Source organism: Pseudomonas sp. 05N431, from assembly GCF_056397005.1.
This window is the reverse complement of sequence record NZ_JBFTMN010000001.1, coordinates 545915-572407: the sequence shown is the minus strand read 5'-3', so window position 1 is coordinate 572407 and position 26493 is coordinate 545915. Positions and strand designations below refer to the sequence as shown.

Sequence of the window (26493 nt, the reverse complement as noted above, 5' to 3'; positions counted from 1 at the left end):
GCTAAAACGCCACTCATCGAGTGGCGTTATCAGCACGCTTACTTGTCTGCTTCGCAATTGACCATCCATGGCACTCCGAAACGGTCAACCAGCATGCCGAAGCGTGCGGCCCAGAACGTCGCCTCCAGCGGCATTTGAATGGTGCCCCGGTCCGCCAGCGCGGTAAAAATTCGCTCGGCTTCAGCGATGCTGGTGACATTCAGCGAAACAGAGCAACCGCTGATGCCGTGGTAGGGCCGCTCAGGTGTGGTGTCGGACCCCATGAGGACCTGGTCGCCGACCACCAGCCGGGTATGCATGATCAGGTCATGGCTACTCGCCGGAATTTGATCACGAGCCGGCGATTCGCCGAAGGTCATCATCATTTCAAGGGTGCCTTGCAGGCATTGGGCGTAGAACGTGAAGGCTGCTTTGCAATCACCGTTGAAGATCAGGTAGGGATTGATTTTCATCGTCAGCTCCAGGAACGCAGAGGGAAAGGGCACTATTGGTTCCAGCGTGCCCGCGTGGGTAAAACCATGGGAAAGACGTTCAGCTATCGAGTAGCAGGGTGCTAATTATGGCTGACAGGTGTGGTTTTTTTAGATGATTTTGTTTGCTGTGGGTGAGCGTTATTACCGGCGGTAAAAAAATCGCAGGGGGCAACCCGCCCCCTGGTATCGAGGCCTCGCTACATCAAGTTGTTTTGCGGCAACCCCAGCAGGCCGGTCAGCGTATTGATAATGGTTTGTTGCCGGGCGCGGTTGACCTGGTGCTCGGCTTCTGCGGCGGCGACATCGGCGGCGCAGTGAGGACAGATCACTTCGTGTGCATGGATGTACTGCAAGCAGCCCCGACACAGCGCCAGTTGTGGCGGAATACGGCCTTCGTCAGGCGACTTCTGGCCCTGGTTCGCCCAGGCCAGTTTGATCACCTGGCCACTGTCGCTGACGCTGTTGACCTTCTCGCCGGTGTCGATGCGTTCGGTAATCAGGTCAAAACGTCCGACGGCGAAGGAGGTTTTCGCGGCATCCTCGAGTTTGACGATTCGTTCGCGCAGTCCCTTTTTTTGCAGGTCCAGCGCGCGGTAATGACAGTAGGGGTTGTTGCCGGGTTTGCCGAGCAAGGAGTGCGACGTCCAGGTACAGCCGCCACGGCAGACATCGTTGTAGTAGCAGCTTCGGCAGTAGCCCCACAGATCCTCGACACCGCGCAGGCGGCCAAAGTGCATGCCTTCGCTGTAGTGCCAGATATCGTGCAGGCTCATGTTGCGCACGTTACCGCCCGAAAAGCCCACCGTTGCCAATGACGGGCAGCCTTTGACGGTGCCGTCGGCTTCGAGTGCCAGCACGGTTTGCCCGGCAGCGCAGCCGCTCCAGTGCACGCGCTCGTCGCCAAAACCACGCCACATATGCTCGTAAGGGCCGTAGTAACCAATATTGTTGCCCACGTTCATCAGCAGGCCGCGATCGACACCCTCGCGGTAGAGACGCGCCAGCAACGGCATCACTTCAAGCAGTTGATAGGGCTGCAACAGCAACTCTGGGTGGTCGACGGCATTGCCCATGGCGACCGTCAGCTGGATCTGCCAGTGGGTGGCGCCGAGTTCGATGATCAGGTCCATCAGTTCGGGCAGATCGGGCAGGGTGGCTGCACCGATCTGGGTGTTGACGCTCACCGCAAGCCCCGACTGTTTGGCGCGTCGCAGGGTATCGATAGCCTTGTCGAACGAGCCCGGAACGTTGCGCACGGCGTCATGCAATGGGGCCAGTCCATCCAGCGAAACACCGACGCCATTGAGCCCGGCATCAACCGCGGCCTGCATTTTTGCCGGCGTCAGGTTGCGTCCACCGGTTTGTATCGCGCAATACATGCCGTGATCGTGGATCGCCTGGATCAGTTGAGTCCAGTCCTTGCGCAAATAGGCTTCACCGCCGATCAAGGTGATCTCGCGGGTGCCGAGAGCCGCGAGGGAGTCGATGACATCCAGGCATTCCCGGGTGTTCAGTTCATCGGGGCGTCGATGGCCTGCGCGTGAGCCGCAATGCAGGCATTTGAGATCGCAGGCCAGGGTGATTTCCCAGACCACATGGACCGGCACGTAACGTTTGAGGTCGGTTTCACTGAGGTAGCGGGCGGGGCGATTGTCTGACATGGAAAATCCTTGCGCACAGACACGTACGCGGCACGAATCCATCGAAGTGTTCGCGCCTTCCATAGCATCAACGGCGCGAGTGGATTTACCTTTTGTTGTTGGCCAACGGGCGCAGAACCTGTGGGAGCGGGCTTGCCCGCGAAGACGGCGGCACAGTCATCATTGATGTCGCCTGGCACACCGCTTTCGCGGGCAAGCCCGCTCCCACAGGGATACCCAGGCGCGGCCACTTTTTAAGTGACCAAGCCCGGGCATTGCCGGTTAGCGTGCTTCCAGTCGGGCGATTTCTGCCTGCAACTGTTCCAGCGCACTGCGCAACGCGCCGCTGTTGGCCAGTTGCTGTTCGCCCTGGCTCACCACGGTTTTCAGTTGCGCCAGGTCACCGCTGGCTTGCGCTTGCTGTACCGCGACGGCGTAGAGCGGGTGCGCATGTGACGGATGCTCCGGGTGCTGAGCCGGGGCCTGGCTGACAGCCGCGTGTCTGACTGTCGTCCAGTGGTCCTGATCGTAGTACTTGTAGTCGGCAAAACCGCTGGCCCAATCGGCGCCTAGAATGCCCCGTAGATCGAAGGTCTGGGCGATATTGCTGTTAGGGCCGCTCGGGCTGCCATCCAGAGTAAGGATGATGTGGTTTTCCGTATCGGCGGTCAGCTTGGCCTCGGAATACTCACCCCATACCCGGGCACGGAAGTTGAGGGGGGGATAGGTGCTTTGAAAAATGCTCGCAATACCGCTGACTTTCTTGTTGACGGTATCCACCAGCAGATCCAGGGTTAAAACCGGTGCGCCGAGTAGTGAGCTGGAAACGTTGAGGCGCGTGTGAAAAAGTCCAATTGACATGGTGCAACTCCCTTAATTGTATTCAGGACAAGCCAGGCACATTCAGTTGCCGGTCAGCGGCGTTCCAGCCTGCTGATTTCACCCTTGGCCGCCTCAAGCGCACTTTGCAGCTGTGGTTGCTGGTCCAGTTGTTGTTTGGCAAGGCTCGCCAGATTTTTCATCTGGGCCAGGTCACCGCTGGCAATGGCACTCTGAATCGGTGCGGCGTACAGCGGCATGATCGGCGGATACGGCAGGATTACCGGGCCCGGTTCCAATGGCAGTGGGTAGGCCCTGGAAGGCACCGACTCGACGAGATGGGCGGGCGCATTGACCTTGACCCAGCGCTGACCATTGAAGTACTCGTAGTTGGCGACCCCTGCTTTCCAGTCGCTACCGACCACCAGATGCAGCTTGAAATTCACGATGGAGTTCGAGCCTGGGCCACCTTGGTTGCCTTGAACGGTGATCAGGATTTTGCTGACGCCGGGTTTCATCACCGTCATGTAGGTGTATTCACCCCAGACATCGGAATGCACATCCAGCGGCGGGTTGGTTGCCTGAGTGATTGCGGCGGTCCCACTGACAGTTTGCTCGGGTGTAAACACCAGCAGATTGAGCGCCAGGTTTTGTGCGCCTGGTGCCGAAGTACCAATTTGATAGCAGAGTGGGAATAAACCGACAGATTGTTGAGAAGAACCAGACATAATTATTGCCTCCATTGCAATAGGGGAACGGAAACAGCAGTTAGTGCTGTTCCAGGCGTGCGACTTCCTTAGCCAACTTCTCGTAAGCGGCACTTAGCTCTTTGGCTTCTGGCTTGGATGCATCGCGTTGTTTCAATAAAGCTTTCATTTGCGGCAGCTTGCCTTCCGAGATCGCGCTTTGAATCGCGACCCCGTAAGGGGGGATTGGGTGACGAGTTGAGGTGCTCATATCGATCCCTTCCGTGGTGTTTGTGGACACTGCTGTCATCAGCAGTTTTTGCAGTTAAGCAGGGGTTGATAAATATGCAATGGGCAATGGGCTAGTACGGCTTATAAATATTTTATTAATAGCGACGTGTTAGGGAGTTGGCCGTTTGTTATCAGGATTGGCGATGAGGGGAAGTGTGCTGGGTTCTTTTCTCATAAGCAGGTCGAGTTCTTATCGCCATTGATAATGAATATGTGTGATTGTTTAATTTACGGGTAATTAAGTACGATAGTTCCAATAAGAGCGTCGTTTAATTGTGACTGTTCAGCCTTCCTGAGCGGCGATTCGTCGAATGATCTGCAAGGCTTCTTCGCGCAGCAACGGCTGTTTCATCCGCTCGGCCAGCAACGCCATTTGCTGCGAGTACTCGCAGGCGACCACCGCCTCGACCTGTTCGCCCTTGCACAGCAGCGCGATGAAAGCGTATTGCTCGGGGTTGCCTTCGAAGACGATCCGGTCCCATTGGTCGGCGTGACCGAGCATCTCGAAAGTCTTGTCGAAGTGATACGTCCAGAAGAACGGCACATCCACATAGTGTGTATCAGCGCCCAGCATGTTTTGCGCGGCGATCCGCGCCTGCTGCTGGGCCAGGCGCCAGTGCTCGATGCGTGTGGGGAAACCTTGCAATGTAAAGGCGGCGATGTCGCCGGCGGCCCACAGGCCAGGCGCAGCGCGCATGCCTTCGTTTACCGGCAGCCCGCCGTCATCGTCCAGCTCAACACCTTCGAGCAGGTCGGTGACCGGGTTGACGCCGATGCCGATCAGCACCAGGTCGGTGGGAAGTCGTTGGCCATTCTCGAGCAGAACGGCCTCGACATTGTCCTGGCCCTCGAACGCCTTCGGCTGGGTATTGGCATGAAAGACCACACCGTTGTCTTCGTGCAGGGACAAAATCGCCATGCCGATGCGCTCACCGAACAGCGTACTGAACGGTGTTTCATGGTGCGCGACCACACTGACTTCCAGACCATGGCGGCGTAAGGCCGATGCTGACTCCAGGCCGATGAAGCTGGCACCGATGATGACCACCCGGGCACCGGGTTTTGTGATGTGCAGAATGCGCTCGGCGTCCGCTCGCGAACGTAGCGCCAGGATGTTGTGCAGATGCGCACCGTCTACCGACAACGGCCTGGGTTCGCCGCCAGTGGCCAGGAGCGCGGCGTCGTAGTCGAAGGTGCGCCCGTCAGCCAGGGAAACCCTTTTGGCGGCTACATCGAGACGGATGACTTCACCTTGAACACGCTCGATGTGCTGTTCGTTGTAAAAGCGTTCATCCAGCAGCGGTGGGGTTTCTTCAGCGGACATTTCCCCGGCAAGCACGTATTTGCTCAGTACGGTGCGGTCATAGCCAGGGTCCGTTTCGCGATCGATCAACACCAGGCGCCCGGTAAAGCCGTGTTCACGCAGGGCGGCTGTTGCCGCTGTGCCCGCAGCGCCTGCACCAACGATCACGAAGCAGCGTGAATCAGGGGCACGAACTGCTTCGAGGGGCGCAAGGGGCTGGTCGTCCACGTATACGTCGCCATCGACCACGTTGACCGGATAGCGGATCAGTCCACTCAGGGCTGGCGGTTCGCACACTTGACCATCCTCGACCGTGAACATCGCCTTGTGCCACGGGCAAATCAGCCGACCATTGCAGACAACGCCTTCGTCCAGTGGAGCCTGCGCGTGCGGACATTCGCCCTGATAGGCGTAGACCTGTTCGCCGGCCCGCAACAGCACAATCTTCAGCGAGCCGATTTCTACACGAGTACCACGGTCTTCACGAAGGTCGGTAAAGCGGGCGACGTTGTGCAGGGACATGACAACTCTCCGGGGCGGGATTTTCCGTTGGCGCCGGCAGTGGCGGGGGAGCGTTAGTGAAACTGCGACCCCGTCTGGCAGGCTCGACCCTTACAGTAAAGCAGTGAAATCGATTGCCCATCGGCACCCTCGATAGCCGCTCCAAGGAACGCTTGCGCTGCGTTACACGCTATGCAAACTGTCGCGACTCCACCTGACTGATGGCCTTTAACATGACGGATAGCAAACACGGCACACACACTCCCAGCGCCCAGGACATCGTCGCCGCACTCGACCTGGAACCCCATGTGGAAGGCGGTTATTACCGCAGGACCTTTCAGTCTGATCACCAGCCCATGGTCGAGACCGCAGGTGGTCGGCGTTATGCAATGACCTCGATCTATTACCTGCTGACGGGCACGTCTCCCGTCGGCCACTTTCATTTGAACCGATCCGACATCGTTCACTACTACCATCTGGGCGATGCGATTCAGTACTTCCTCATTTACCCGGACGGCACTTTGAAAACCGTGGAAATGGGCAATGACGTCATTGCCGGGCAGTGCCTGCAATTGCATGTGCCGGGCGGTGTCTGGAAGGCTTCGCAGCTCATGGCTGGACCGACCGCTTACGGCCTGATCAGTGAAGCCGTTTCGCCAGGGTTTGATTTCGCGGATATGCAATTGGGGAGTCGGCGCGGGCTCAGCGAGCTGTTTCCAGAGTATTCGGCGCTGTTTGAGCGGCTGGCGCGAGAATAAAACAGTAAGACCAGCACGCACTCCGTAGCAGCTGTCGAGCCTGCGAGGCTGCGTTCGGCTGCGTAGCAGTCGTAAACCCTGCCTCCACGGTCGATCTGGTAGACCGTGTTGCATGATTTTACGAGTGCTGCGCACTCGAACGCAGCCTCGCAGGCTCGACAGCTGCTACGGATCGCGTGCTGGCGCTAATTTCGGGGCGCTTTTCCCGCGCCCATCCGGCTCGCAAGAAAGAGGCTGGATGTTGCGCTCGTGAAATTTATTCTGTAGTTTTTCATGAAATTATAAAAACATAATTTCATGGGTGCCCTGAATGTTTCAGCAGTCCTCGCAGCACGTCGCCAGCTATTACGCCTACAGTTGCGCGGATCGCCTGCTGAACCGAGCCGCATTGGAAGGTGAACACACTGCCGAGGTGCTGATCATCGGTGCCGGTTTCAGTGGCTTGCATACCGCTTTGCGCCTGGCCTTGGCTGGCAAGCGCGTGACGGTGCTGGAAGCCAGTCGTGTTGCCTGGGCGGCCTCAGGGCGTAATGGTGGGCAGGCGATTCTCGGTTGGTCGTGTGACATGCCGCCCCTGGAAGCTGCGCTGGGTTATGAACGCGCGCGGCGCTTGTGGGACGGCATGCGCTGGGCAGCGCAGGAGCTGCGCGAGTTGCCTGCGCGCCATGGTTTCGACTGCGATTATCGACCCGGCCACTTGTGGACGTCGGTCATGCCGCGTCGGGTCAGTCTCCTGACCGAGTGGCAACGTGAGGCCAGTCACAAGTGGGGCCACGATGGCCTGCAATTCATAACGCGTGAGCAGCTACCGCAGTGGGTCGCCAGCGAGCGTTATCAGGCCGGTCTCTATGACCCCGAAGGCGGGCATCTGAATCCATTGAAGCTGGCGCTGGGTCTGGCCGCAGCCATCGAACGTGCTGGCGGCTGCATCTTTGAGCAAAGCAAAGCACTGAGCTATCGCGAAGACGGCGATCAGTACCTGGTGACTACCGAGCGCGGGAGCATTCGGGCAAATGTCCTGGTGCTGGCGTGCAATGCCTATCTTGATCAACTCGATCCTACACTTGCCAGTTGCGTGTTGCCGGTGGGCACTTATCAGGTGGCCACCGCGCCGCTGACTGCCGAGCAAGCCAGCGCGCTGCTGCCGAGTAATGTCTGTGTCACCGACAACCAGTTCGTCCTCGATTATTTCCGTCGCACACCGGATAACCGCTTGTTGTTCGGTGGCGGCTGCACCTATCTGGGCGGGATGCCCAAAGACATCGCCGCCGCGACACGGCCCTATCTGGAACGAGTCTTCCCGCAGCTCAAAGGTGTCGAGCTGGAGTTTGCCTGGGGAGGGCATATCGACCTGACCCTCAAGCGCACCCCTGACATTGGCCGGCGCGGCGACCTCTACTGGCTGCAGGGCTATTCCGGGCATGGCGTGCTTCCGACATTGGCAGGGGCTCGTGCCGTGTCCGATGCGATTCTCGGTCAGCCGGACGAGCTGGCCTTGTACCAGGGGTTGCGTAATGACAGCTTTCCCGGCGGTAAATACCTGGCAGCGCCATTGGAAGCAATCGGCAAGGCCTGGTACCGACTGCGTGACAGCCTTTGATGAGTCATCTTCCGGAATTACTGGCATGAACAAGCAAGAAGAAATCGCCGCGCTGGCGATCCTGATCCACGATCTGCGCAAGCACAAGAAATACACCCTCAAGGAATTGGCCGACAAAATCGACCGTTCCGTGGGCTTTCTTTCGCAAGTCGAACGTGGCTTGTCACGGCCGACCGTGGCGGACCTGACCGCCATCAGCGAAACCCTCGGCGTGCCAACCACCTATTTTTACAGCCTGCCGAAACCCAAGGTGTTGCCTTGGGTGACTCGGCCGGATGAGCGCCGCACGTTGTACTACGCCAACGGGATTACCGACATTCTGGTCTCGCCGAAGATCAGGGCCTCGTTCTCGATGCTCGAAAGCCAGCTGGAGGCCGGCGCCAGCAGTGGCGAGCGGCACTTGAGCGACAGCTCGGAGCAGGGCGGCTACGTGCTGGAAGGCGCATTGACGCTGTGGTTGGGCGATGACGACGAGCCGGTCACCTTGCAGGCCGGCGACAGTTTTCAGCTCGACAGCCACACGCGCTGTCGCTACGGCAACCTCACCGACCAGCTCACGCGAGTGCTTTGGGTTTACACCTGATAACAATAAAAGGAACAACGATGATGGATGCTGCCTGCTCTGATCTGCTGGCCGAAGTGCGTGCTTTTCGCCAACGCTACCCCGAGGTGCGCTATGTCGACCTGATTTCCCTGGACATTCCCGGGCATTTCTACGGCAAGCGTTATCCGATAGAGATGCTCGAAAAGGTGGCTGCCGGCAGCGCTCTCAAGCTGCCGCAGAACTGTGTGTTACTGGGCGTGCAGGGTGGGTTGTTCAAGATCGGCGACTACTGTTTTAACGACGGCGACCCGGATGCTCTGCGGCGCCTGGTGCCAGGCACGCTCAAGCCGGTGAGCTGGGAATCCAAGCCACTGGGGCAGATGCTGATCACCTCGGATGGCACCGAGAAGCCAATCGTCTTCGAGCCCCGCGAAGTCCTCGCGCAAGTGCTGGAGCGGTTGCGTGGTAAAGGCATTCATCCGGTGGTGGCGTTCGAGCTGGAGTTCTATCTGTTCGATAAACAGCTGCGCGACGGGCAGCCGCAGTTCCCGCGCGATCAGCTGTCGGACGATGCGGATGACCAGCCGAACATGCACATCGAGCGGCTGTCGCGCTTTTCACCGGTGCTCGATGAAATGGTCGAAGCGGCGAGGGCGCAAGGCATCGATACCACGGTGATCACTGCCGAACTTGGGCCGGGCCAGTTCGAGATCAATTTCGGCCACCTTGATGACGGCCTGCGCGCTGCTGACTGGGCGGCACTGTTTTGCCGTAGCACCCGTGGCGTCGCACTCAAGCACGGTTACCGCGCCAGCTTCATGGCCAAGCCTTACTTGCAGCATCCGGGCAGCGGCATGCATGTGCATGTCAGCCTCTATGATGCCGAGGGTAAAAACCTGCTGGCCGCCAACCAGCAGCAAACACTGCGGCATGCGGTGGCCGGCTGCCTGGAACTGTTGCCGCATTGCATGCCGATCTTCGCGCCGAACCAGAACGCCTTCCGTCGTTTGGGCGGTACGGTGAACGCGGCGACACGTGCCAGTTGGGGTTTCGAGGATCGCGATGCGTGCGTGCGGATTCCTGATTCGGATTCGAAAAATCTGCGCATCGAGCATCGCCTGGCGGGCGCAGATGCCAACCCTTATCTCGTGCTGGCAGCGATTCTGGTGGGATTGGAACAGGGGCTGGAAGCCGGTCGCGAGCCGATCGCAGCGCTCAATGAAGACCGCAACAGCGGGATCGATTTCCCGCTGGAAATGCTCGAAGCCGTGCGCGCGATGCAGCATCAGCCACAACTTCGTGAAGGGTTGGGTGCGGAGTTTGTTGATGTGTACTGCGAGAACAAGCGCCAGGACCACCTGGCCTTCATGCAGGAGATCAGCGCGCGCGAGTACCGCTGGTATCTGTAACAACCGCCGACTCAGTCCCGCGAACTGCGTCGGCGTTTTACCCTGTTGTTATCGAAGGAATGCCTGCATGTCGCTGGTCAGTTTCTTCAGTGCCGCCTTGAAATCGTTGGCAGTCACCTGCTGGCTTGTATTCTTCAACTGTTCACCGAAGACCTTGCGAGCGACTTTAGCCACGGTTTGGCCGTTGCTCGCATCGATCATCTCCGCTTCGATGTACAACTCGGTGTCTTGGTCGCGGTGACCGGTGGCCGCCTGAGTCGCGCCTATCGCAGCTGCGACCGGAACTACTTCATACCATTTCATACCCTCGTTAGAGGCCGTGACCCCGGTAATCGCGGCGCGTACGATCAGGACTCGCGAACCGGCAGGGGCCGACTGAACGTTTGGCACTACACGGTACTTCTGGCTGAGTGTGCTCTTGGCACTGTCCGTCATGTAGGTTTGCAGCTGATCCAGCGTCTGGCGGTTGACACGCTCATTGGGCTTGGGGGCCGGGTACAGTTCCAGTTGCTTGAAGGCCACCGTGTTGTAAGCGTTCGGGTTCCAGGAAGGCGTCACCCAACGCATGGCTTTCTCGCCACTGGGTGTGGTGACTTCTTGCAGGTTGCTGTAGTTGGAAAGAAACCCCGAGTATTGTTCCTTCTGTGTCACTTTTGAGGTGCAGCCGCCGAGCAGCAGGCCGGTCAAGGCAACACCGATAAGCAGGTTTCTGGACAGGTTCATGTTTTTACTCCATGGATTGAGACGTTTTATTCGGGTCGCCTTGTACTTGGCTCGAACCCGTCGGGCAACGGTTGATAATTGATGGTTTTCGCACCCGGGTGGCAGCGCCGGTATTGCTGAGGCCGGCGTTATCCATACCGATTTTGTGCGTTACTCAATCACCCCCGCCAGAAGCCTGGATCCCTCGCGAATTAGCGTAGGTACGAATGGCGAAATATCCAGTAGTGATGCTCGTGGACGCATTGCCCGTGACATCGTCTGCCTGATTGTGGAATGCACTCGGTAGCGTGCTATAGAAATTTTTTCTTCCTGTCCTTGACATGCCCGGCGAACACGTCCAGAATTGCGTCCATTCCTGATTCAGGAACGAGAAAAACCCTTTAGATATCAAAGGGTTGGAAACAGATAACAATCCAGTTTCCCTCTTCAGTTTGTATGCGTTTGATGTTGTTTTTAAGGCATCGGACGTTTGGGGCCGAGTAGCAAAATGGTTATGCAGCGGATTGCAAATCCGCCTACGCCGGTTCGATTCCGACCTCGGCCTCCACTATAAATAGCTCCGTAGATCACTGATTTACGGAGCTTTTTTATTTGCAGTAGACGGCAAGATTTTGTCTTGAATTTGACGTCAGCGAACTTGCTTAGCGGGGAAGGGGTGTATATATTTCTTCCCCTGCTGCACCGCACCAAAAAGGATTGATCGTTAATTCGATCGTTCTTGAACGCTTCACCGCGCTACCGCCCGAATGGCGAAACTGGTAGACGCATGGGACTTAAAATCCCTCGGGGGTCAACCCCCATCATCCCTCCGCGTTACCAAGATCAAGAAAAACCTCAATTAAATCATACGGTTGAAGCGATTTCATCTCTGTAAAATATCTTCCACGTCCATACAGGTCAGTGCTTGGGAGCTATTTGGGAGCCGCAGCGCTCAAAAGTCCAATCTCCAGCAAGCTACGCACCGCCCACCTCAGCTCACCCAGCCACAGAAGCTCCTGATTGATCGCCACTCTCAATTGGCAAGCGAGCAGCTCCCAAGCAGCTTTCAAGTGGATCTTTGGTGATGATGTGGGAGAGGTGATGGCTCAAAAGAAAAGGCGCACCGTCTCAACCAAAGACGGTGCGCCTTATTTTCTACCGCGAGTAAAACACCAGGCTGGTGTTAGGCGGCGGTCATGCTCATTTCGGAAAATCGCTCTACATCAGCTTTTTTGTAAAAGATCTGCCGGCTGATGTGCATAAATGGTGGCAGCATGTCTTTGTACTTGCCGGTGTACCGCCAAAAGCGAAGGGTCTCAGGAGAAAGGCCGAGAATTGCGGCAGCTTCTTTAGCCGGGACGTAATCGCTATTTTGTGGCAAACGCATAAAAATACCCTTTAAGATCAATAGGTTTCACCTTTCGCACGTCCTGGGGCTGTCTGGTGTCAATACATGCTCATTGTTTTCTGTGGAGAGGTCAACGACCGTTCGTCGTATTTGTTTGGATTGTCTATTGACAGGTTGTCAATTTAAGGAATGAGTACAGAAAAAGTATACCGTTAAGGTTCGACTTAAGCTTGAGGCGGGGGGGGCGTATTATTAGGGGGTGACCACAAATGGCCTTTTAAAAGCTGGAATTGCTAGGGCGGTTGACATTACCTACGTTGCTCCATCTGTAAGTGCCTAGCGACACACCTTCAGAATCCCTTAACTAAAGGGCGATTGTGTCTTTCTAATTTTTAGCGGACGCGATCGCCCATCTCGCTAGGATTTCCATGCGCCAATGAAGCTCTGATCCCAAACCCTTCTAGACTTATGTTGTGTAGGAGTGCCTGCTACCCGGAGCCGCGGTTCCAGGTCGCGCTCAACCATGGCATCAGCGCAAACTCGATCCGAAAATGCCTGCCTAACCACTTAGGTGTGTTGAGCAGACGCTAACGCTTTACGAGCTTCTAGGCGTATAAAAGCTCATTGCAACACTCGGGCAGGCGGTGAGGGGGGCCGGGAATCAGAGGCCGTACCAACGCGTAATCCGAAGAAATGTAGGAGATCAAATCGCACTCAGCCATCGCCAGCCGGTGCCGATCAGGAAAATACTGCATAAGCCTACTCTTGAGCGCCCTGAAGAGATATGCGGGAGAAGGGGATGGTGTCACCTCGGGATGTGAGTTCGGGTAGGGTTTCCTGGTTGACGTTCCAAGTGGCCGATCCGCCCTAAGGAGGGAGTCGAATCCGTCTAAAATTTTCTCGTCTGTGAGTTTTTTCAATCCAGCTTCTTTGTTTTTACTTTGACGGCATGGCGATTCTCAAATTTTGGACGTAGTTACCCCAAAAATTTAGCCGCTTGGTTTGGACTCAAAAGACAAGCTAGCCGTCCTGCGGCCGGATAAACGACTTCTATAAGCAAAGTGGCTTCGTTAGGCTTTCGGTAACATTGATGAATTTTCTTATCAAGCTACCAATTGGCCAGTAAGCAAGTTGAATGTCAGAAGCGTTGGGCAAAGGTCAGTTGAGTTTTGCTTGAAAAGGTGAGTATTGATTGAGAGGGTTTGGAGAAAGCTGTTTTTGAATTCAATAACTATACACTCCGTTTTAAAAAAATGAATTCAAGGGGGTACCCGAAAATATATAATGCTTGACATTTCGTGAGTGCTGAAAAATCTAGGGTTTGCGTCGTTTGTGGCTCATTGATAGCTGACCTGAAAGCGGCTAACCGCCTGGGCCTTGTATCATTTTGAAACCGTCACTCGAAGGGAAATCTCTGGCTAATGCCACCCGATCATCTCTCGATCACGCCTGAACTTCATTGCGCAATGACCGTAGCTTGCTGGGGTGATGGCGCTGTGCCATCAAAATTCTCCAGTTACTTAAATCCGCATCTGATTTGTTGTTGCTGCAAATTGAGCTGAAGTGGATCACTCCGAAGATCTGGCGTCGGTTCGCGGTGTTTGAAATCATCACCTTGGGCAAACCGCACCATGTCTTCCTGGTCGTGATGGGCTGGAGATGATAGCGGGTGAAAAGTACGATACTACAGGGCCCGATTGCCCGGGGCCGCCGGTAAACCAGAGGGTCACAAGACATTCCGAATGGCAATGAGATCAGGCTGCATGAAATCCAGCCCTCATCAAAAGGCCATAAGTGTTATCGCGTTCGCTTAAATGCCGACACCATCACCTTTAGTACTGGAGTTCGGGCGGTGTGTTCCCTCGATGTTTACGAAGCAATGGAAAATTCAATTTTCAAAGTGAGAGGGTAGGGCTTGCAGCCAAAATGGCAGCTGCCTAGGGCAATTGGGAGTTGCATCAAACCCCACATCTTCGCGGTATTATCGTAGTGAAACCGTCAAGTCTGCCAGTACCGAAACACCGTTGAACTCGCCAACCCAAGCCTCTGCGCCACCTCCGCCTGACTCAATCCTAAAGCCTTCAGCTCTCTCACGGCATCGGCATTCTTGGTATTGCCAGGCTTACCCGAAGGCCTCTTTTTCAGCTCTTTGCCCACAAACTGACTCCGGACAAGCTCCTCTCCACCTTCTTCTTTGAATGAGTCGAGTTCTGCACGTGCCCGCTCTAGAGTGGTGTCGGTAGGTTCATCCTTCTGAATGGCGACGCAGAGCGTCATAAGAGCAATAGGATCGAATTGGAGGGCCTCTGCTAGCTCGATCAATTTGGCAACCGTGATGTTGCTCTTTCCTTGCTCCAACTTACCGATGTTTGCTTTTGCACTTACGTCTGCCAAATCACCGTAGTCAAAGCCGCGGATTGTTCTGATTGCCCTGAGTGCTCCGGCGATCTCATTCTTAAGCGACATGGTCTGCCCCAAAAGCGAGGATAGAGCCATAACGCTTATCTTCCGATAAACCACGTTTGGTGGTAGTATCGGAAATGCGCGGTGATGCCTTCTCAAAGCCAAGCCGCACAATCATAGGTTTCAGAGTCTTTTGGGTATGGGCATCAGGCAGTTTTAGCGACCTGAACACCAAACATATCACATGTATTGTCAGACGCTTTTTGATCGGATCTCAAAGAGATGCCGGTGACCAGCAGGGTGCGTCCAAGCATCACAGACGCCTCGACGCCTCGATGGATCTATGGAAAGCCAGGATATGAAAGATCGTTAGTGGGACGACTTGAGGTTGATCACTGATCCGGACGGTAAGGAAAACGCGAAATGTTTATTACACATGAATCTTATAGGGAAGGGCGACCCGGCTTCCCGGGGCCAGGACGAACCGCATGGCGAATGATCGAACGGGAATCAATTGATCCTTGGTATCACGTCATCCTTCGGTTCACAGAGGGAGCCAGACAATTCACCAAGAGGTTTATGCCAACGGACGCCTCTTTATTGTCCAACCTACTGGAGCTGGAGGGCCCAACTTGCCTTGTTGAAGAGGTTCAGGTCATAACTTCACCGTGGGTCAATGGAGGCCTCTCAGAGCGTATGGAGAAGCTAATCAGCCTGGTCATCGGTTATGACCAGAAAGGCGAGTGCGTGTTGCTTCATAAGGTGGCGGGTGGCGCCGTTTATAGCAGTGTTCGAGATGGACTCGACGCCGGTTCACTCACAGGTATTCGGACGATCTACGAAGATACAAAAACTGCGCCTTCAGTAGTTCCGGAATTTGCTGAGCACTGACCAACGTGGCGGCTCCAATGAAGCTTCAAATCTATTCAGATCTGCACATTGAATTTGCTCGGTTCGATCCCACCCCAAGCGACGCAGACGTTGTGATTCTCGCCGGCGACATTCAGACAAAATCACGTGGAGTCTCATGGGCGAACGACACATTCAAGTGCCCTGTGATCTACGTGTGTGGCAATCACGAATTTTACGGTGGCCACATTGATCAGACGTTGCGGAAGATGAAGGAGGCAGCAGCGCCACATGTCCACGTCCTTGAAAACCAAGTCTTGATCCTCAATCAAACCAGGTTTTTGGTCACGACGGCGTGGACAGATTACTCGTCGACCGGAGACGTTGCTGCCGCGAAACGCGTTGCCTGGGAATGGATGAACGACTTCACCGTCATCAGAAAAGATGAGAATTACCGACGCCTTCGTCCCGATGACCTGATCGCTAAATCTAAAGCAGCTTATGCCTGGCTCATACAGGAACTAGACAAGCCATTTGATGGCAAAACGGTTGTAGTTACACACCATGCGCCGGCGTTGGATCACGTGGCTGATGATCTTCCTGCACACCTGAACGCAGCCTACGCCAACGATTGGCCGGAGCTTCTGGGCAAAGCGGATCTTTGGATTTACGGACATACCCACATTGCAGCGGATTTCTTAAAGCATGGATGCCGAGTCGTTTCAAATCCTCGCGGATATCCAAATCAACAGACTGGGTTCGATCCGGATTTTTTGATCGAGCTTTGATGCCAGCAACTGGTCATTTGGCAAAGCTCACGTGGTAGGTCACACCTAATGAGATGGAGAATTTTTGATGGTGACGTTGGAGGAAATCTCGCAGCTTTTTTACGGGGCTGGGGAAGAGGTTGCCGGCTGGGAAGGCTCACAAGAAGACCTAATCTCTTTGGCAGCAAAGTCATTCCCAGGCAAAGCATTCTGTGTGGTGAAACAGTGGATTTTAATCGACCTCACAGTGACGCCCGATGAAAAGGAAAAGCTTACGAACCTCGGGTTACTTCCCGCGACGCTTTTCGCTCACGAAGTCGTCTTGGACAGTAAGGGGCGCTTCCAGCCACAAATGTGGGTGCGCAGCAATTTCGGAAAATCATTCACGGAAGGCTGCATGTTTGAAACCAAAAGTACTGTGTATCTGCTGCTCGGAGCTGGCCAGAGAAAAGAGGCAAGCGTGGCCACGGCTTTTTCGATGAAAGCGTTCTGAGCGGTGCTCGCCGTAAATACATATTGAATCGTTTGGAGATATGGCCGGATGCCTGAGGCACTGGAAGTGGAGTTTCACAGCAAAGAGTTCACCGATTTTCAACTAGGTCGCCTCGTGCAGGCGAGCCTTAGGAAATACACAGTACCTGTTACGGCATTCATCAGCGATGCAGTGATCATGGAGGATAGGTGCCTGGGGGTGTCTTTCGATCACTCTGAGCAGGATGATGCGTATCACCGAGCAGATGGTTCTATTCTTGGCACAGGTAAAATTCAGTCAGCGAGGAAAGAAGGGCGGTTTTGGCTACTCGAAACTCAAGATGGTAATTACGTCATCGCTAGCTTCAAACGAGGCCTCGGCAAAGCGAGTTTTCTGAAGCTTCTCGAGTCCGCCGACCATTTCTGAATGATGGTGAGATGTCCGCTTTTTCTTCTCGAAATAGGGCCAGGTACATGAAGGAAGAACGATGGTCAGTTGCTCGAGCAACAACCCACTTTGACGAGTTGCTTGACCAAGTGATCATGACTCGAAAACCGGTTTTCATCGACGGGGAACGCAGGACTGCGGTGCTTATTTCAATGGTGGAGTGGGAGTCGATGCAGGCCAAGTTTATTTCTCAAGCTCCGTCAGACCTCTGAAAAATTACTCGCTAGGCCTCTTACGGTTTTAGTCAGTAGCGCTCCGAGTCAGTCGTGCGGAGCGCTTCAGATTGCTTCTATCCTGGGATGCTCATTTTGCCGCCGGACGGATTCGCAGCTCGTCATGGCTCAGTAACGATATTCGTGCAGCAACCTCTGCAAAAAATCACGCCGTCGTTGAACGACGCTCAGAATGAGATAGTCGCGATCGGTGTCTCTCGTCGATAAATGCCCAGCGTCTACAAGGCCATGGATGTAGCCCTCGGCTCTGCCTCTTGCTTCGAGTAACGCCTCTTTGGACGTGCTTTTGTAGATGTCTTCAGCGATGAGCTGCCACCGCTTTTTCTGCCGGTGCCCAACGGGGTCGTCGGAAAATTTCGGTGCGTTGATCATGGTGTTGAAATCGGCATGCGCGTTAGGTGTGTTCAAAGCGGAGTCTCACAACGGTTACGTCTATGCCGGAAGCTACTATGCGCACATCTAATCGTCTGTTGATGGCTGGTTTTTGTAGGCGCGGGCGCGAAGGAGCGATTGCAATGATGGTGCACTTTTTCCATGGCGTCTTTGAACATTGTGGAGCGTACAGACAGTGCTATTCAACGAGCACATCTTTAGCCCGGAGTTCGATATGGGATACCTCAGCCTAGAGGACATCTACCCCGATGACGTAGAAAAATATGGCCATATGCGTGTGGGAATGACTGACCTCTATGTAAAAGATAATCACGCTATTTATGGTGCGGTTACGCGTGGTGAATGTCGCGAGCTGACCAGCAGGTTACTGCGTGACGAGGCGGTGCAAATGATGGTCAGCTCTAAACTCGCCGCTTTGCCCGAGGACTACGATCCGTGGATTAGGCGGATCGAACGCAATCGCGCCTTACACGCTAGGTATGGGGACAAATTCGATCCCTGGGGAGACGAATGACAGTCCCATTTCCACAGTCGTTTTTGAGGAATCTCAAAACTCGCTTAGGCTTCAGAAGATCCGTACGAAGTCGCGGAAAACGCCATAGGCTTCCACGCGTTCGTTGTAGGCATTAATGGCCTCACTGTTCTCTGCCAGCCATTGCTCGCACTGCTTCGTCCAAAGTGCCTCGGCCAGAGCCAGCTCCAATTGAATCTCTGCCTGGGTCTGCATGGTTTTGTCTCCTCAGCCGCGATAACCAAGCTTACTCCTAAGCAAGCCACGTATTTTATGCGGCCAAGTAGACCGTTCCTGGTTGCAATATTCCAACCTGCACGGCGAGTCCATCACACCTCAATGCTCAAACAGTTCGATAGAGGCGTTCAAGAACGCATTTTGCCCACGGATTCGCACTGCCGTTAGCCATAGACTTCCAACGACAGTTACCATCGGCCTGTTCTCCGGTTGTATCGTGCAGCCGTAGATCATCCCAAATGGGTATCAAGGAAACCGCCGTGCGTTATGACCTGACCAGCTTGGATATTTTCATAACTGTCGCGGAAGAGAGGAACTTGACGCGAGTGGGCCGCATGAAGCACTTGGCCGTCTCTGCGATCAGCAAGCGCGTGTCTGAGCTCGAAAGCCAGATCGGAGCGCCGCTCTTGGTGCGTAACGCCCGAGGAGTGGATCTTACCCCGGCGGGACAATCACTGCTTTTCTATGCACGTCAGGTGAGGCAGACGCTTACGCAGCTTGACCAAGAGCTTGGTGACTATACAGCTGGGGTCAAAGGTCATCTGCGTATTCATGCGATCACCTCCGCTCTTTCTCAGTTCCTTCCTCAGGACATCGCCGACTTCGTTTCGCTTTATCCACAAATTAAGTTCGACATCGAGGAGCGAGTCGGGTCTGCGGTTATTCGGGCGGTCGCGGATGGCCGAGCAGATCTTGGCATCATTGCCAGTCAGACACCTGCTCAAGGGTTAGAAGCAATACCGTATCGCAATGATGAGTTGACGTTGGTTGTGCCTGGCGGGCATACGCTCGCCGGTCGCAAGACCATCCGCTTCCAGGAAGTGCTGGAGCACGAATTTGTCGGGCCTCACCTTGAAAGCTCGATGCACACGTTGCTGACCACCGAGGCTGAGAAACTAGGTATGGCGCTCAAGCTTCGAATCAGGATCAGTAGCTTCGACTGCATGTGTCGGATGGTCTCTGCGGGGCTGGGGCTGGCCGTCCTGCCACGTAGCGTGATAAACCAATACCTGCGCAGCCATAAGTTGAAAGCAGTGACGCTAGACGAGCCCTGGGCCCACAGGTCGTTGCAGTTAGTCGTCAAAAGATACGACACGGCCCCATCCACGCTAAAAACTCTCATCGACAATCTGAGGCTAATAGAGAACTAATTTAGCGTTCTCCTTTGGAGAACGCTGCTATGGCGATTCATCAATTTTCACCAGTCTGAAGTAGTCCTAGTATCGGCTCATCAGCGGTATAGATCGGCTAGCCCCCGAATCCCGCGACCATTATAAAAAGCCTGAGCGATACGAGAATGACCGAGACTGCCTACGACCTCATCAATCATCTGGTGATCGACGAAGAGCAATTTGCCTATGTCGACCTGACCAAGATGCTTTCCTCCGCACAGGTTTCGAAACTTCCTTATTCGATCCGAATCCTGCTGGAGAACGTAGCGCGTTGCTCCCCCGAAGCACTGCCGTCTGTACTGGCTCGTGCCATTGGCCAAGGCCCTGATTGTGAAGTGCCATTTCAACCCAATCGATTGATGTTCCACGACACCACCTGTCTGCCTGCGTTGGCTGACTTTGCTGGCATGCGCGATGTTGTAGCCGAGCTGGGCGGCGATCCCAAAACCATGAATCCGCTGATCCCAGCCGTATTGACGATTGACCATTCCGTTATCGTTGAGCACTACGCTGAATCGGATGCGGTCGAGCAGAATCTGGACATCGATTTTCGCCGCAACAGCGAACGCTACCGCTTCATCAAATGGGCTCAGAAGAGCCTGACCAATTTCGGCGTGATTCCTCCTGGCACCGGCATCATTCACCAGATGAACATGGAAGCCTTGGCACAAGTGGTGTGGGAAAGCACCACCGAGGATGGTCAACGGCTGCTGCATCCGGACGATATGGTGGCGACCGACAGCCACACTCCCATGATCAACGCCATCGGTGTACTGGGCTGGGGTGTCGGAGGTCTGGAAGGGCAGGCAGCTATGGTTGGCGAGCCAGTGCCAATCAGCTTTCCAAAGGTTGTCGGTATTCGCGTCACCAATGCGTTGCGTCCCGGAGTGACTGCTACCGATCTGTCGTTGCATGTGGCGGAAATTCTGCGCAAGCGTTCAGTCGTCGGTAAGTTCGTAGAGTTCACTGGCCCTGGTCTTTCCGGGCTGAGCTGGGCCGCACGTGGCACTGTCTCCAACATGGCGCCTGAATACGGTGCGACCGTAGTGTTCTTCCCTTTCGACAACGAAACCCTTTCGTACCTGGAGCTCAGTGGCCGGTCTCCGGGGCTTTGCCGGAAAGTCACCAGCTACATGAGCGCTCAGCCGCTCTGGCGTCGGGATGAGTTCGCCGAGCCGGAGTTTGATGAGCTGATCGATCTGGATCTGGCTGCGATTGAGCCCAGTGTCGCCGGCCCTCACCAACCGCATCAGCGTCAGAAGCTCTCGAATGCTGCCGCTTCATTCCGTCGGGAAGTGATGGGTGAAGGAAAGCTGATCACAGCTCCTGCGCAGCAGAGCTTTTTTGAACCCTCTTTTGGTCAGCCGATCACTCACGGCGCGGTCGTAATGTCGGCAATCACCAGTTGCACAAACACCGCGAACCCCGCGCAGATGATCCAGGCTGGCTTGCTGGCCCGCAAAGCCCGCGAGCTGGGTGTTCAGCGCAAGCCCTGGGTTAAAACTTCCTTGTCTCCAGGCTCTCGCGTAGTCGCGGACTATCTGGCGGAGGCAAACCTACTGGAGGACTTCTCCGCACTGGGTTTTGATCTGGCTGGGTTTGGTTGCATGACCTGCATCGGTAACTCGGGCTCGCTTGAAGAACATGTGGATGCGTTCGCCGATCAAGGCCTGAAAGGCGTGGTGGTGTTGTCCGGCAACCGAAACTTCGAAGGGCGGGTGAATCCGAAGATTCCAGCGGGATATTTGGCTTCACCGGCTTTGTGCGTGGCCTATGCCATCGCGGGCACCATTGATATCGACCTTCAATCTGATCCACTGGCCAATGATCGTGATGGCAATCCCGTGTATCTGCGTGACTTGATGCCTTCGGACGGTGAAATTGCCGAGCAAGCTGCCAAAGCGGTTAAACCTGAGTTCTTTCAGAAGCGTCTGGCCAAGGTTTGGGAGGGTACCCATCACTGGCAAGCTCTGTCGGCAGAGGGCAGCGTGCAATTTCCTTGGAGTCCAGACTCGACATACCTGCGTCGACCTCAATACCTGGCTGACATCGCTCGCGAACCTAAAACGAGCTTGGCGATCAGCGGCGCTCGTTCGCTGATGGTACTGGGTGACAACGTGACCACCGACCATATTTCCCCAGCCTACTCCATTCCGGCGGATAGCCTGGCAGGCCAATGGTTACTCGAACGCGGTGAAGATCCAGCAGACTTGAACCAATACTCCACTCGCCGCAGTAACCATGAAGTCATGTTGCGTGGTGCCTTCACCAACAAGTCGGTCAAGAACTTACAGTTGGGTGAGAACCAGCCAGGGCTAGGAGTGTGGGCTTGGAACGCGGATCACAGTGCCTGCCTGCAGCTCTATGAGGCAGCAAAAAGTTATGCCGCCCAGCAGACCCCGATGGTCGTTTTTGCAGGGATCAACTATGGCGCAGGCTCCAGTCGTGACTGGGCCGCGAAAGCTCAGGCATTGCTCGGAGTTAAGGCGGTGGTGGCGCAAAGCGTTGAGCGTATCCACCGCAGTAACCTGATTGGCATGGGTGTGATTCCACTGCAATTCAAAAGTGGGCAGTCAGTGAGTGACCTCCATCTTGTGGGGGACGAGCGCTTCGATTTCATCGGCCTGGATGACCTGGTTGTAGGTGACAACCGAGTGACTCTGGTTATCCATCGTGGAAATGGCGACCAACAGCATGTTGAGCTGAGTGTCCGTTTGGATTCGCTGCAAGAGATTCGTTATCTGATGCATGGAGGCGTTCTCCCGTTCGTCATCCGCAAAGTGGTAGCGCGAACGCAGCACTGATTCGACCCCGGCCTCGCTCAGGGGCCGGACAAAATGCGATTAACAATAAGAAGGACGCATCTATGCACAGCGATGATCAGGGCGCAGGCACCCGCTTGCCTGCTTCAAACGGCGCAACCCGCCGAACTGTACTCAAACAGATGGGCACTGTAGCCGGCATTTCAGCGCTGAGTGCGTTGTTGCCCTCTGGTCTCGCACAGGCCGCTAGCCTTCTGAATAACAATACTGAGTCACGGAGAAATACACCTATGTACGCCTATGTCGGGTCGCGCACTACACGTGAGCGCAAAGCACGCGGTGAAGGGATCACTGTTTACAAGGTCGATCAAGACGCCGGTACGCTGGCTCTTGTGCAGGTCGTTAAGGATCTGGTTAACCCATCATTTCTTGCTCTCAACAAGGCCGGAGATCGGTTGTACACGGTGCATGGAGACATGACGGAAGTCAGTGCTTTCAGCGTAGATAAAGCCACTGGCAAGCTCACGTTCATTAACCGCCAAAGTTGTGAAGGTAAGAACCCGGTTCACCTGGCCCTCGACCCTACGCAGCGCTTTCTGGTTGTTTCCAACCATGTTGGTGGATCGTTGGCGGTCATGAACATCGCCGAGGATGGATCGCTTGGCAGTATCAACCAATTGCTTAAGTTGGAAGGCCCGCTGGGCCCACACCGCGTCGAGCAGCCATTCCCTAAGCCGCATTTCAACCCGTTCGATCCTTCGGGCCAATTTGTGCTGGTGCCTGACAAAGGTCTGGACAGGGTGTTCAGCTTTAAATTCGACAACGGCAAGTTATATCCGGCAGATCAGCCTTTTGTGACCAGCCGAGAAGGTGCAGGGCCGCGTCATCTGGCGTTCCATCCCAAGGCTGGATTTGCCTATGTGATCAATGAGCTTGATTCAAGCGTGACCGCGTACCGGTTCGATGGCCAGACGGGAGCGCTTTCGCCAATACAAGTGTTGCCGTCACTGCCGGCGACTTTCACCGGCAACAGCCGTGCTTCGGAGATTGAGATCGACCGCAGTGGCCGTTTCCTCTACGCGTCGAACCGAGGCTACGACAGCGTGGCAGTTTTCGCCATCGATCAGGGTACCGGGATGCTCAGCGCCGTGGAGTTCATGCCCACTGACGGAAAGACGCCGCGCTTTTTCACCCTTACGCCTAACGAGCGTTTCCTGTTTGCGCTTAATGAGGACAGCGACACCATTATCTCAATGGCGACGGATGCCAAGACCGGTGCGTTGAGTAAAACGGGGTTCACGGTGTCGACCGGTAGCCCTGTCTGCATGATTTTCTCGGCCTGACCGGTCGAGTCTTACAATAATGAAGGGAGCGGGCTAAGGTCTGCTCCGATGAGGTCGCCATGAATAACAATAAGCTTGATGAGTCCGCCATCGTACGTAAGGTTACGTGGCGCATCATCCCGTTCGTTTTTCTGCTCTATATCGTGTCTTACCTAGACCGCGCCAACATCGGCTATGCAGCCTTGCAAATGAACAAAGAATTGGCGCTATCCAGTGAGGCCTTTGGATTCGTCTCGGGCATCTTTTTCATTGGTTATTTCCTGTTTGAAGTCCCCAGCAACGTGATGCTGAACAAATTCGGAGCTCGGGTCTGGATTGCCCGCATCCTTGTAACCTGGGGGGCGATTGCTGCACTGACTGCCTTCGCACAAACGGCGAATCAGCTCTACATACTTCGCTTCTTCCTTGGCGTTGCTGAAGCGGGCTTTTTCCCGGGCATCATTGTCTACCTGACTTTCTGGTTTCGCTCCAAGGAACTGGCCACGACGGTTGCGCTGTTTACTGCAGCTATCCCCGTGAGTTACATCATCGGTGCCCCGATGAGCACCTGGATCATGGACAACATCAGCTGGTTCAACTGGAGTGGCTGGCGGTGGATGTTGTTCCTCGAAGGTATTCCTGCTGTCTTCCTGGGTGTTGCTTGCTACTTTTACCTCACTGACAAACCGGAGCAGGCCAAATGGCTCAAGCCTGAAGAGAAAGCCTGGTTGCTCGAAGAGCTTGAGCGTGATCGTCAAAGCCGCAAGAACGTCAAGCATCTGAGTGTGCTCAAGACGATGACCAACCCCAAGGTGCTGTACCTGAGTTTCATCTACTTCGTGTATCAGTGCGGGAGCCTCGGAATTGGCTACTGGATGCCGCAGATCATCAAGAGCTTTTCGGATTCCTTGACGCACACACAGATTGGTTTGATCGCAATGCTGCCTTACATCGTTGCTACTGCCGCCATGATCGTCTGGTCGCGAAGCTCCGATAAGCGCAACGAACGCAAGTTGCACTCCGCCATTCCATTGCTCATCGCAGCATTAGGTATGGTCGGTGCAGGCGTGCTGCAAAACCCCTACCTGGCGACGGCGATGATCTGTGTCGCTCTGTCTGGCCTTTACAGTTTCAAATCCCCGTTCTGGGCGTTGCCGACACTCTTTCTCGACCGTACCACCGCTGCAGTCTCGATTGCTGTTATTAACTCCATCGGCAACCTGGGTGGTTTCGCCGGGCCATCATTGATCGGCATGGTCAAAGGCAATAGCCAAAGCGCAGCCACTGGTCTGTTGTTCCTGAGTGCATTGCTGGTGGCCGGCTTTCTCATGACCATCCTGATGCGCGTGAGCAATAAGAGCGAGGCGGAAGCTGGCAATCCGGTAACCCGAGAGGCTCACTAAGCAAAATATAACTGGCAGCATCCAGATAGGTGCTGCCAGTTCTAAGTCTCGTAATTGGCGTCATTGCCATCCCCAGAAAATGTTGTTCACCCTCTGATTTTCCACGTTCTTTGAAATCGGCCACATCTGACCGAGATGGGCTCTGCTGTGTCGCATTTGGAGCAGGCATGAATAAAAATAAAAATGTAATTCGCACTCTGATTACAGTTTCACCGTGCTTTGCAGTTGGCATGGTGAATGCGCAAGGCTTCGTTGATGACAGCAAAGCAACTTTGCAAACTACAAACTACTACTTCAATCGTGACTTTCGTGACGGCGCGGGCCAAAACAAGCGCGAAGAGTGGGCTCAAGGATTTATCCTTGATTATCGTTCTGGCTACACGCCTGGCACTGTAGGTTTCGGTTTGGATGCAATGGGAATGCTGGGAGTCAAACTGGACTCCAGTCCTGATCGAACTGGCTCTGGTCTTCTTCCTACGCATGATGATGGCCGCGCAGCCGATGAGTTCAGTCGTTTGGGCCTGACTGCCAAGGCCAAGATTTCTAAAACAGAATTCAAGTACGGGACATTCATCCCAAAGCTGCCAACGTTGCAAGCCAACACTGGCCGGATTTTGCCGCAGACATTCGAAGGCGGCATGGTCACGATGAAGGAGTTCGATGGTCTAACCCTGACCGGGGTTCGGTTCAATCGAGTGACCGACCGCGACTCGACTGATGCGCAAAACATTACGCTCAACAATCGCAATCGACGCTTCACCACCACGGCAGAAGGCGATGACTACTGGATCGGCGGCGCCGATTACCAGATCAACAAATATCTGGTGGTCAGCTATCAGCATGCCGAACTTCAGGATGTCTATAGCCAGAGCTTTTTCGGTCTAGTGAACAACCTCGATATTGGGCCCGGCAAGCTGAAAAGCGACCTGCGCTACATGTTCAGCGATGACGCTGGCGCGGCTCGGGGTGGGAAGATTGATAGCGGTGCACTCAATGTCTTGTTCACCTACACCCTGGGTGGGCATGCCTTCGGCGTCGGCTTGCAGAAGATGAACGGCTCCACATCGATGCCGTACATCAACGGTACCGACCCATACCTGACCAACTACATTCAGATCAACGATTTCGCTGAGCCAGGCGAGCGTTCGTGGCAGCTGCGTTACGACTATGACTTCGCGGCAATGGGTGTTCCGGGTCTGACATTCATGACTCGTTACGTCAGTGGCGACCATGCAGACGCCAAGACCTCCACAACAGAAGGCCACGAATGGGAGCGCAATACTGACGTCGGCTATGTGATACAGAGCGGTGCTCTCAAGAACGTCGGCTTCAAATGGCGTAACGCCAGTTATCGCTCCAGCTTTGCTCGCGGAATAGATGAAAATCGACTGATTGTTTCCTACACCTTGCCAATTTGGTGAGGACTACTGAACTCATACTCGGAGCAA

Annotated in this window: 27 protein-coding genes and 1 tRNA gene; 17 read left to right on the top strand and 11 right to left on the bottom strand. The window is 54.9% G+C overall.

What is annotated here, in order from left to right; translation table 11 throughout:
- Positions 1-38: 38 nt before the first annotated feature.
- The 6 genes from AC1DIG_RS02595 to AC1DIG_RS02570 all read right to left on the bottom strand — a co-directional run bounded on the left by AC1DIG_RS02595 (position 39) and on the right by AC1DIG_RS02570 (position 5734).
- Positions 39-452, bottom strand: a complete 414-nt coding sequence (locus tag AC1DIG_RS02595; RefSeq protein ID WP_019689867.1) for a VOC family protein — start codon at positions 450-452, stop codon at positions 39-41.
- A 218-nt stretch (positions 453-670) separates the two neighbouring features.
- Positions 671-2134, bottom strand: coding sequence for a GDL motif peptide-associated radical SAM/SPASM maturase (locus AC1DIG_RS02590; protein ID WP_477766006.1), 1464 nt, complete (start codon positions 2132-2134; stop codon positions 671-673).
- Between the two features lie 261 nt (positions 2135-2395).
- Complete coding sequence (locus AC1DIG_RS02585; RefSeq protein WP_477766005.1) at positions 2396-2974, bottom strand: DUF1842 domain-containing protein; 579 nt, start codon at positions 2972-2974, stop codon at positions 2396-2398.
- A gap of 53 nt (positions 2975-3027) precedes the next feature.
- Positions 3028-3660: a DUF1842 domain-containing protein gene (locus AC1DIG_RS02580; protein WP_477766004.1), complete on the bottom strand. Its 633-nt coding sequence runs from the start codon at positions 3658-3660 to the stop codon at positions 3028-3030.
- 40 nt (positions 3661-3700) lie between these two features.
- Positions 3701-3889 carry a DUF1843 domain-containing protein gene (locus tag AC1DIG_RS02575; RefSeq protein ID WP_477766003.1) on the bottom strand — a complete coding sequence of 63 codons (189 nt, stop codon included), beginning with the start codon at positions 3887-3889 and terminating at the stop codon, positions 3701-3703.
- A 303-nt stretch (positions 3890-4192) separates the two neighbouring features.
- On the bottom strand, positions 4193-5734 hold the full coding sequence (locus AC1DIG_RS02570; RefSeq protein WP_477766002.1) for an FAD-dependent oxidoreductase: 1542 nt from the start codon (positions 5732-5734) through the stop codon (positions 4193-4195).
- Positions 5735-5946: 212 nt separating this feature from the next.
- Between AC1DIG_RS02570 and AC1DIG_RS02565 the strand changes: the two genes are divergently transcribed.
- From AC1DIG_RS02565 to AC1DIG_RS02550, 4 genes are all read left to right on the top strand, one after another.
- Positions 5947-6471: a cupin domain-containing protein gene (locus AC1DIG_RS02565; protein WP_477766001.1), complete on the top strand. Its 525-nt coding sequence runs from the start codon at positions 5947-5949 to the stop codon at positions 6469-6471.
- A gap of 310 nt (positions 6472-6781) precedes the next feature.
- A complete protein-coding gene (locus AC1DIG_RS02560; RefSeq protein WP_477766000.1) occupies positions 6782-8071 on the top strand; it encodes an NAD(P)/FAD-dependent oxidoreductase in 1290 nt (429 codons plus the stop codon).
- A gap of 25 nt (positions 8072-8096) precedes the next feature.
- The gene (locus AC1DIG_RS02555) at positions 8097-8654 is read left to right on the top strand and encodes a helix-turn-helix domain-containing protein (protein ID WP_019689871.1); all 558 of its coding nucleotides are present in this window, start codon (positions 8097-8099) and stop codon (positions 8652-8654) included.
- A 23-nt stretch (positions 8655-8677) separates the two neighbouring features.
- Positions 8678-10024: a glutamine synthetase family protein gene (locus tag AC1DIG_RS02550; protein ID WP_477765999.1), complete on the top strand. Its 1347-nt coding sequence runs from the start codon at positions 8678-8680 to the stop codon at positions 10022-10024.
- 48 nt (positions 10025-10072) lie between these two features.
- Here the strand turns inward: AC1DIG_RS02550 and AC1DIG_RS02545 are convergent, their stop codons facing one another.
- Complete coding sequence (locus tag AC1DIG_RS02545) at positions 10073-10747, bottom strand: DUF3313 domain-containing protein (protein WP_477765998.1); 675 nt, start codon at positions 10745-10747, stop codon at positions 10073-10075.
- A gap of 473 nt (positions 10748-11220) precedes the next feature.
- Between AC1DIG_RS02545 and AC1DIG_RS02540 the strand changes: the two genes are divergently transcribed.
- A tRNA-Cys gene (locus AC1DIG_RS02540) sits at positions 11221-11294 on the top strand.
- A gap of 615 nt (positions 11295-11909) precedes the next feature.
- Here the strand turns inward: AC1DIG_RS02540 and AC1DIG_RS02535 are convergent.
- Positions 11910-12113, bottom strand: a complete 204-nt coding sequence (locus AC1DIG_RS02535; protein ID WP_154909240.1) for a helix-turn-helix domain-containing protein — start codon at positions 12111-12113, stop codon at positions 11910-11912.
- 1558 nt (positions 12114-13671) lie between these two features.
- Between AC1DIG_RS02535 and AC1DIG_RS02530 the strand changes: the two genes are divergently transcribed.
- Positions 13672-13737 carry a hypothetical protein gene (locus AC1DIG_RS02530; protein WP_477766076.1) on the top strand — a complete coding sequence of 22 codons (66 nt, stop codon included), beginning with the start codon at positions 13672-13674 and terminating at the stop codon, positions 13735-13737.
- Positions 13738-14072: 335 nt separating this feature from the next.
- Here the strand turns inward: AC1DIG_RS02530 and AC1DIG_RS02525 are convergent, their stop codons facing one another.
- Positions 14073-14540, bottom strand: coding sequence for a resolvase (locus AC1DIG_RS02525; RefSeq protein ID WP_477765997.1), 468 nt, complete (start codon positions 14538-14540; stop codon positions 14073-14075).
- A gap of 633 nt (positions 14541-15173) precedes the next feature.
- Here AC1DIG_RS02525 and AC1DIG_RS02520 point away from each other — a divergent pair.
- From AC1DIG_RS02520 to AC1DIG_RS02500, 5 genes are all read left to right on the top strand, one after another.
- Complete coding sequence (locus AC1DIG_RS02520; protein WP_477765996.1) at positions 15174-15368, top strand: hypothetical protein; 195 nt, start codon at positions 15174-15176, stop codon at positions 15366-15368.
- Between the two features lie 17 nt (positions 15369-15385).
- Positions 15386-16114, top strand: a complete 729-nt coding sequence (locus tag AC1DIG_RS02515) for a metallophosphoesterase family protein (RefSeq protein ID WP_477765995.1) — start codon at positions 15386-15388, stop codon at positions 16112-16114.
- Positions 16115-16181: 67 nt separating this feature from the next.
- The gene (locus AC1DIG_RS02510) at positions 16182-16586 is read left to right on the top strand and encodes a DUF6957 family protein (RefSeq protein WP_477765994.1); all 405 of its coding nucleotides are present in this window, start codon (positions 16182-16184) and stop codon (positions 16584-16586) included.
- A gap of 48 nt (positions 16587-16634) precedes the next feature.
- Positions 16635-16991, top strand: a complete 357-nt coding sequence (locus tag AC1DIG_RS02505) for a hypothetical protein (protein ID WP_477765993.1) — start codon at positions 16635-16637, stop codon at positions 16989-16991.
- Positions 16992-17038: 47 nt separating this feature from the next.
- Positions 17039-17224 carry a hypothetical protein gene (locus tag AC1DIG_RS02500; RefSeq protein ID WP_477765992.1) on the top strand — a complete coding sequence of 62 codons (186 nt, stop codon included), beginning with the start codon at positions 17039-17041 and terminating at the stop codon, positions 17222-17224.
- Positions 17225-17353: 129 nt separating this feature from the next.
- On the opposite strand, the gene AC1DIG_RS02495 is transcribed toward AC1DIG_RS02500, so the two are convergent.
- Entirely contained in the window at positions 17354-17653 is a 300-nt protein-coding gene (locus AC1DIG_RS02495) for a hypothetical protein (protein WP_477765991.1), read from the bottom strand.
- A 199-nt stretch (positions 17654-17852) separates the two neighbouring features.
- On the opposite strand from AC1DIG_RS02495, the gene AC1DIG_RS02490 reads away from it, so the two are divergent.
- Complete coding sequence (locus AC1DIG_RS02490) at positions 17853-18152, top strand: hypothetical protein (protein WP_477765990.1); 300 nt, start codon at positions 17853-17855, stop codon at positions 18150-18152.
- A 51-nt stretch (positions 18153-18203) separates the two neighbouring features.
- Here the strand turns inward: AC1DIG_RS02490 and AC1DIG_RS02485 are convergent, their stop codons facing one another.
- Positions 18204-18365, bottom strand: a complete 162-nt coding sequence (locus tag AC1DIG_RS02485) for a type II toxin-antitoxin system CcdA family antitoxin (protein WP_477765989.1) — start codon at positions 18363-18365, stop codon at positions 18204-18206.
- Positions 18366-18625: 260 nt separating this feature from the next.
- Here AC1DIG_RS02485 and AC1DIG_RS02480 point away from each other — a divergent pair, with 260 nt between their 5' ends.
- The 5 genes from AC1DIG_RS02480 to AC1DIG_RS02460 all read left to right on the top strand — a co-directional run bounded on the left by AC1DIG_RS02480 (position 18626) and on the right by AC1DIG_RS02460 (position 26466).
- On the top strand, positions 18626-19537 hold the full coding sequence (locus AC1DIG_RS02480; RefSeq protein WP_477765988.1) for a LysR substrate-binding domain-containing protein: 912 nt from the start codon (positions 18626-18628) through the stop codon (positions 19535-19537).
- A 146-nt stretch (positions 19538-19683) separates the two neighbouring features.
- On the top strand, positions 19684-22362 hold the full coding sequence (acnA, locus tag AC1DIG_RS02475; protein WP_477765987.1) for an aconitate hydratase AcnA: 2679 nt from the start codon (positions 19684-19686) through the stop codon (positions 22360-22362).
- Between the two features lie 248 nt (positions 22363-22610).
- The gene (locus AC1DIG_RS02470; RefSeq protein ID WP_477766075.1) at positions 22611-23663 is read left to right on the top strand and encodes a lactonase family protein; all 1053 of its coding nucleotides are present in this window, start codon (positions 22611-22613) and stop codon (positions 23661-23663) included.
- Positions 23664-23722: 59 nt separating this feature from the next.
- Positions 23723-25045: an MFS transporter gene (locus AC1DIG_RS02465; RefSeq protein ID WP_477765986.1), complete on the top strand. Its 1323-nt coding sequence runs from the start codon at positions 23723-23725 to the stop codon at positions 25043-25045.
- Positions 25046-25212: 167 nt separating this feature from the next.
- The gene (locus tag AC1DIG_RS02460; RefSeq protein ID WP_477765985.1) at positions 25213-26466 is read left to right on the top strand and encodes an OprD family porin; all 1254 of its coding nucleotides are present in this window, start codon (positions 25213-25215) and stop codon (positions 26464-26466) included.
- Positions 26467-26493 lie beyond the last annotated feature (27 nt).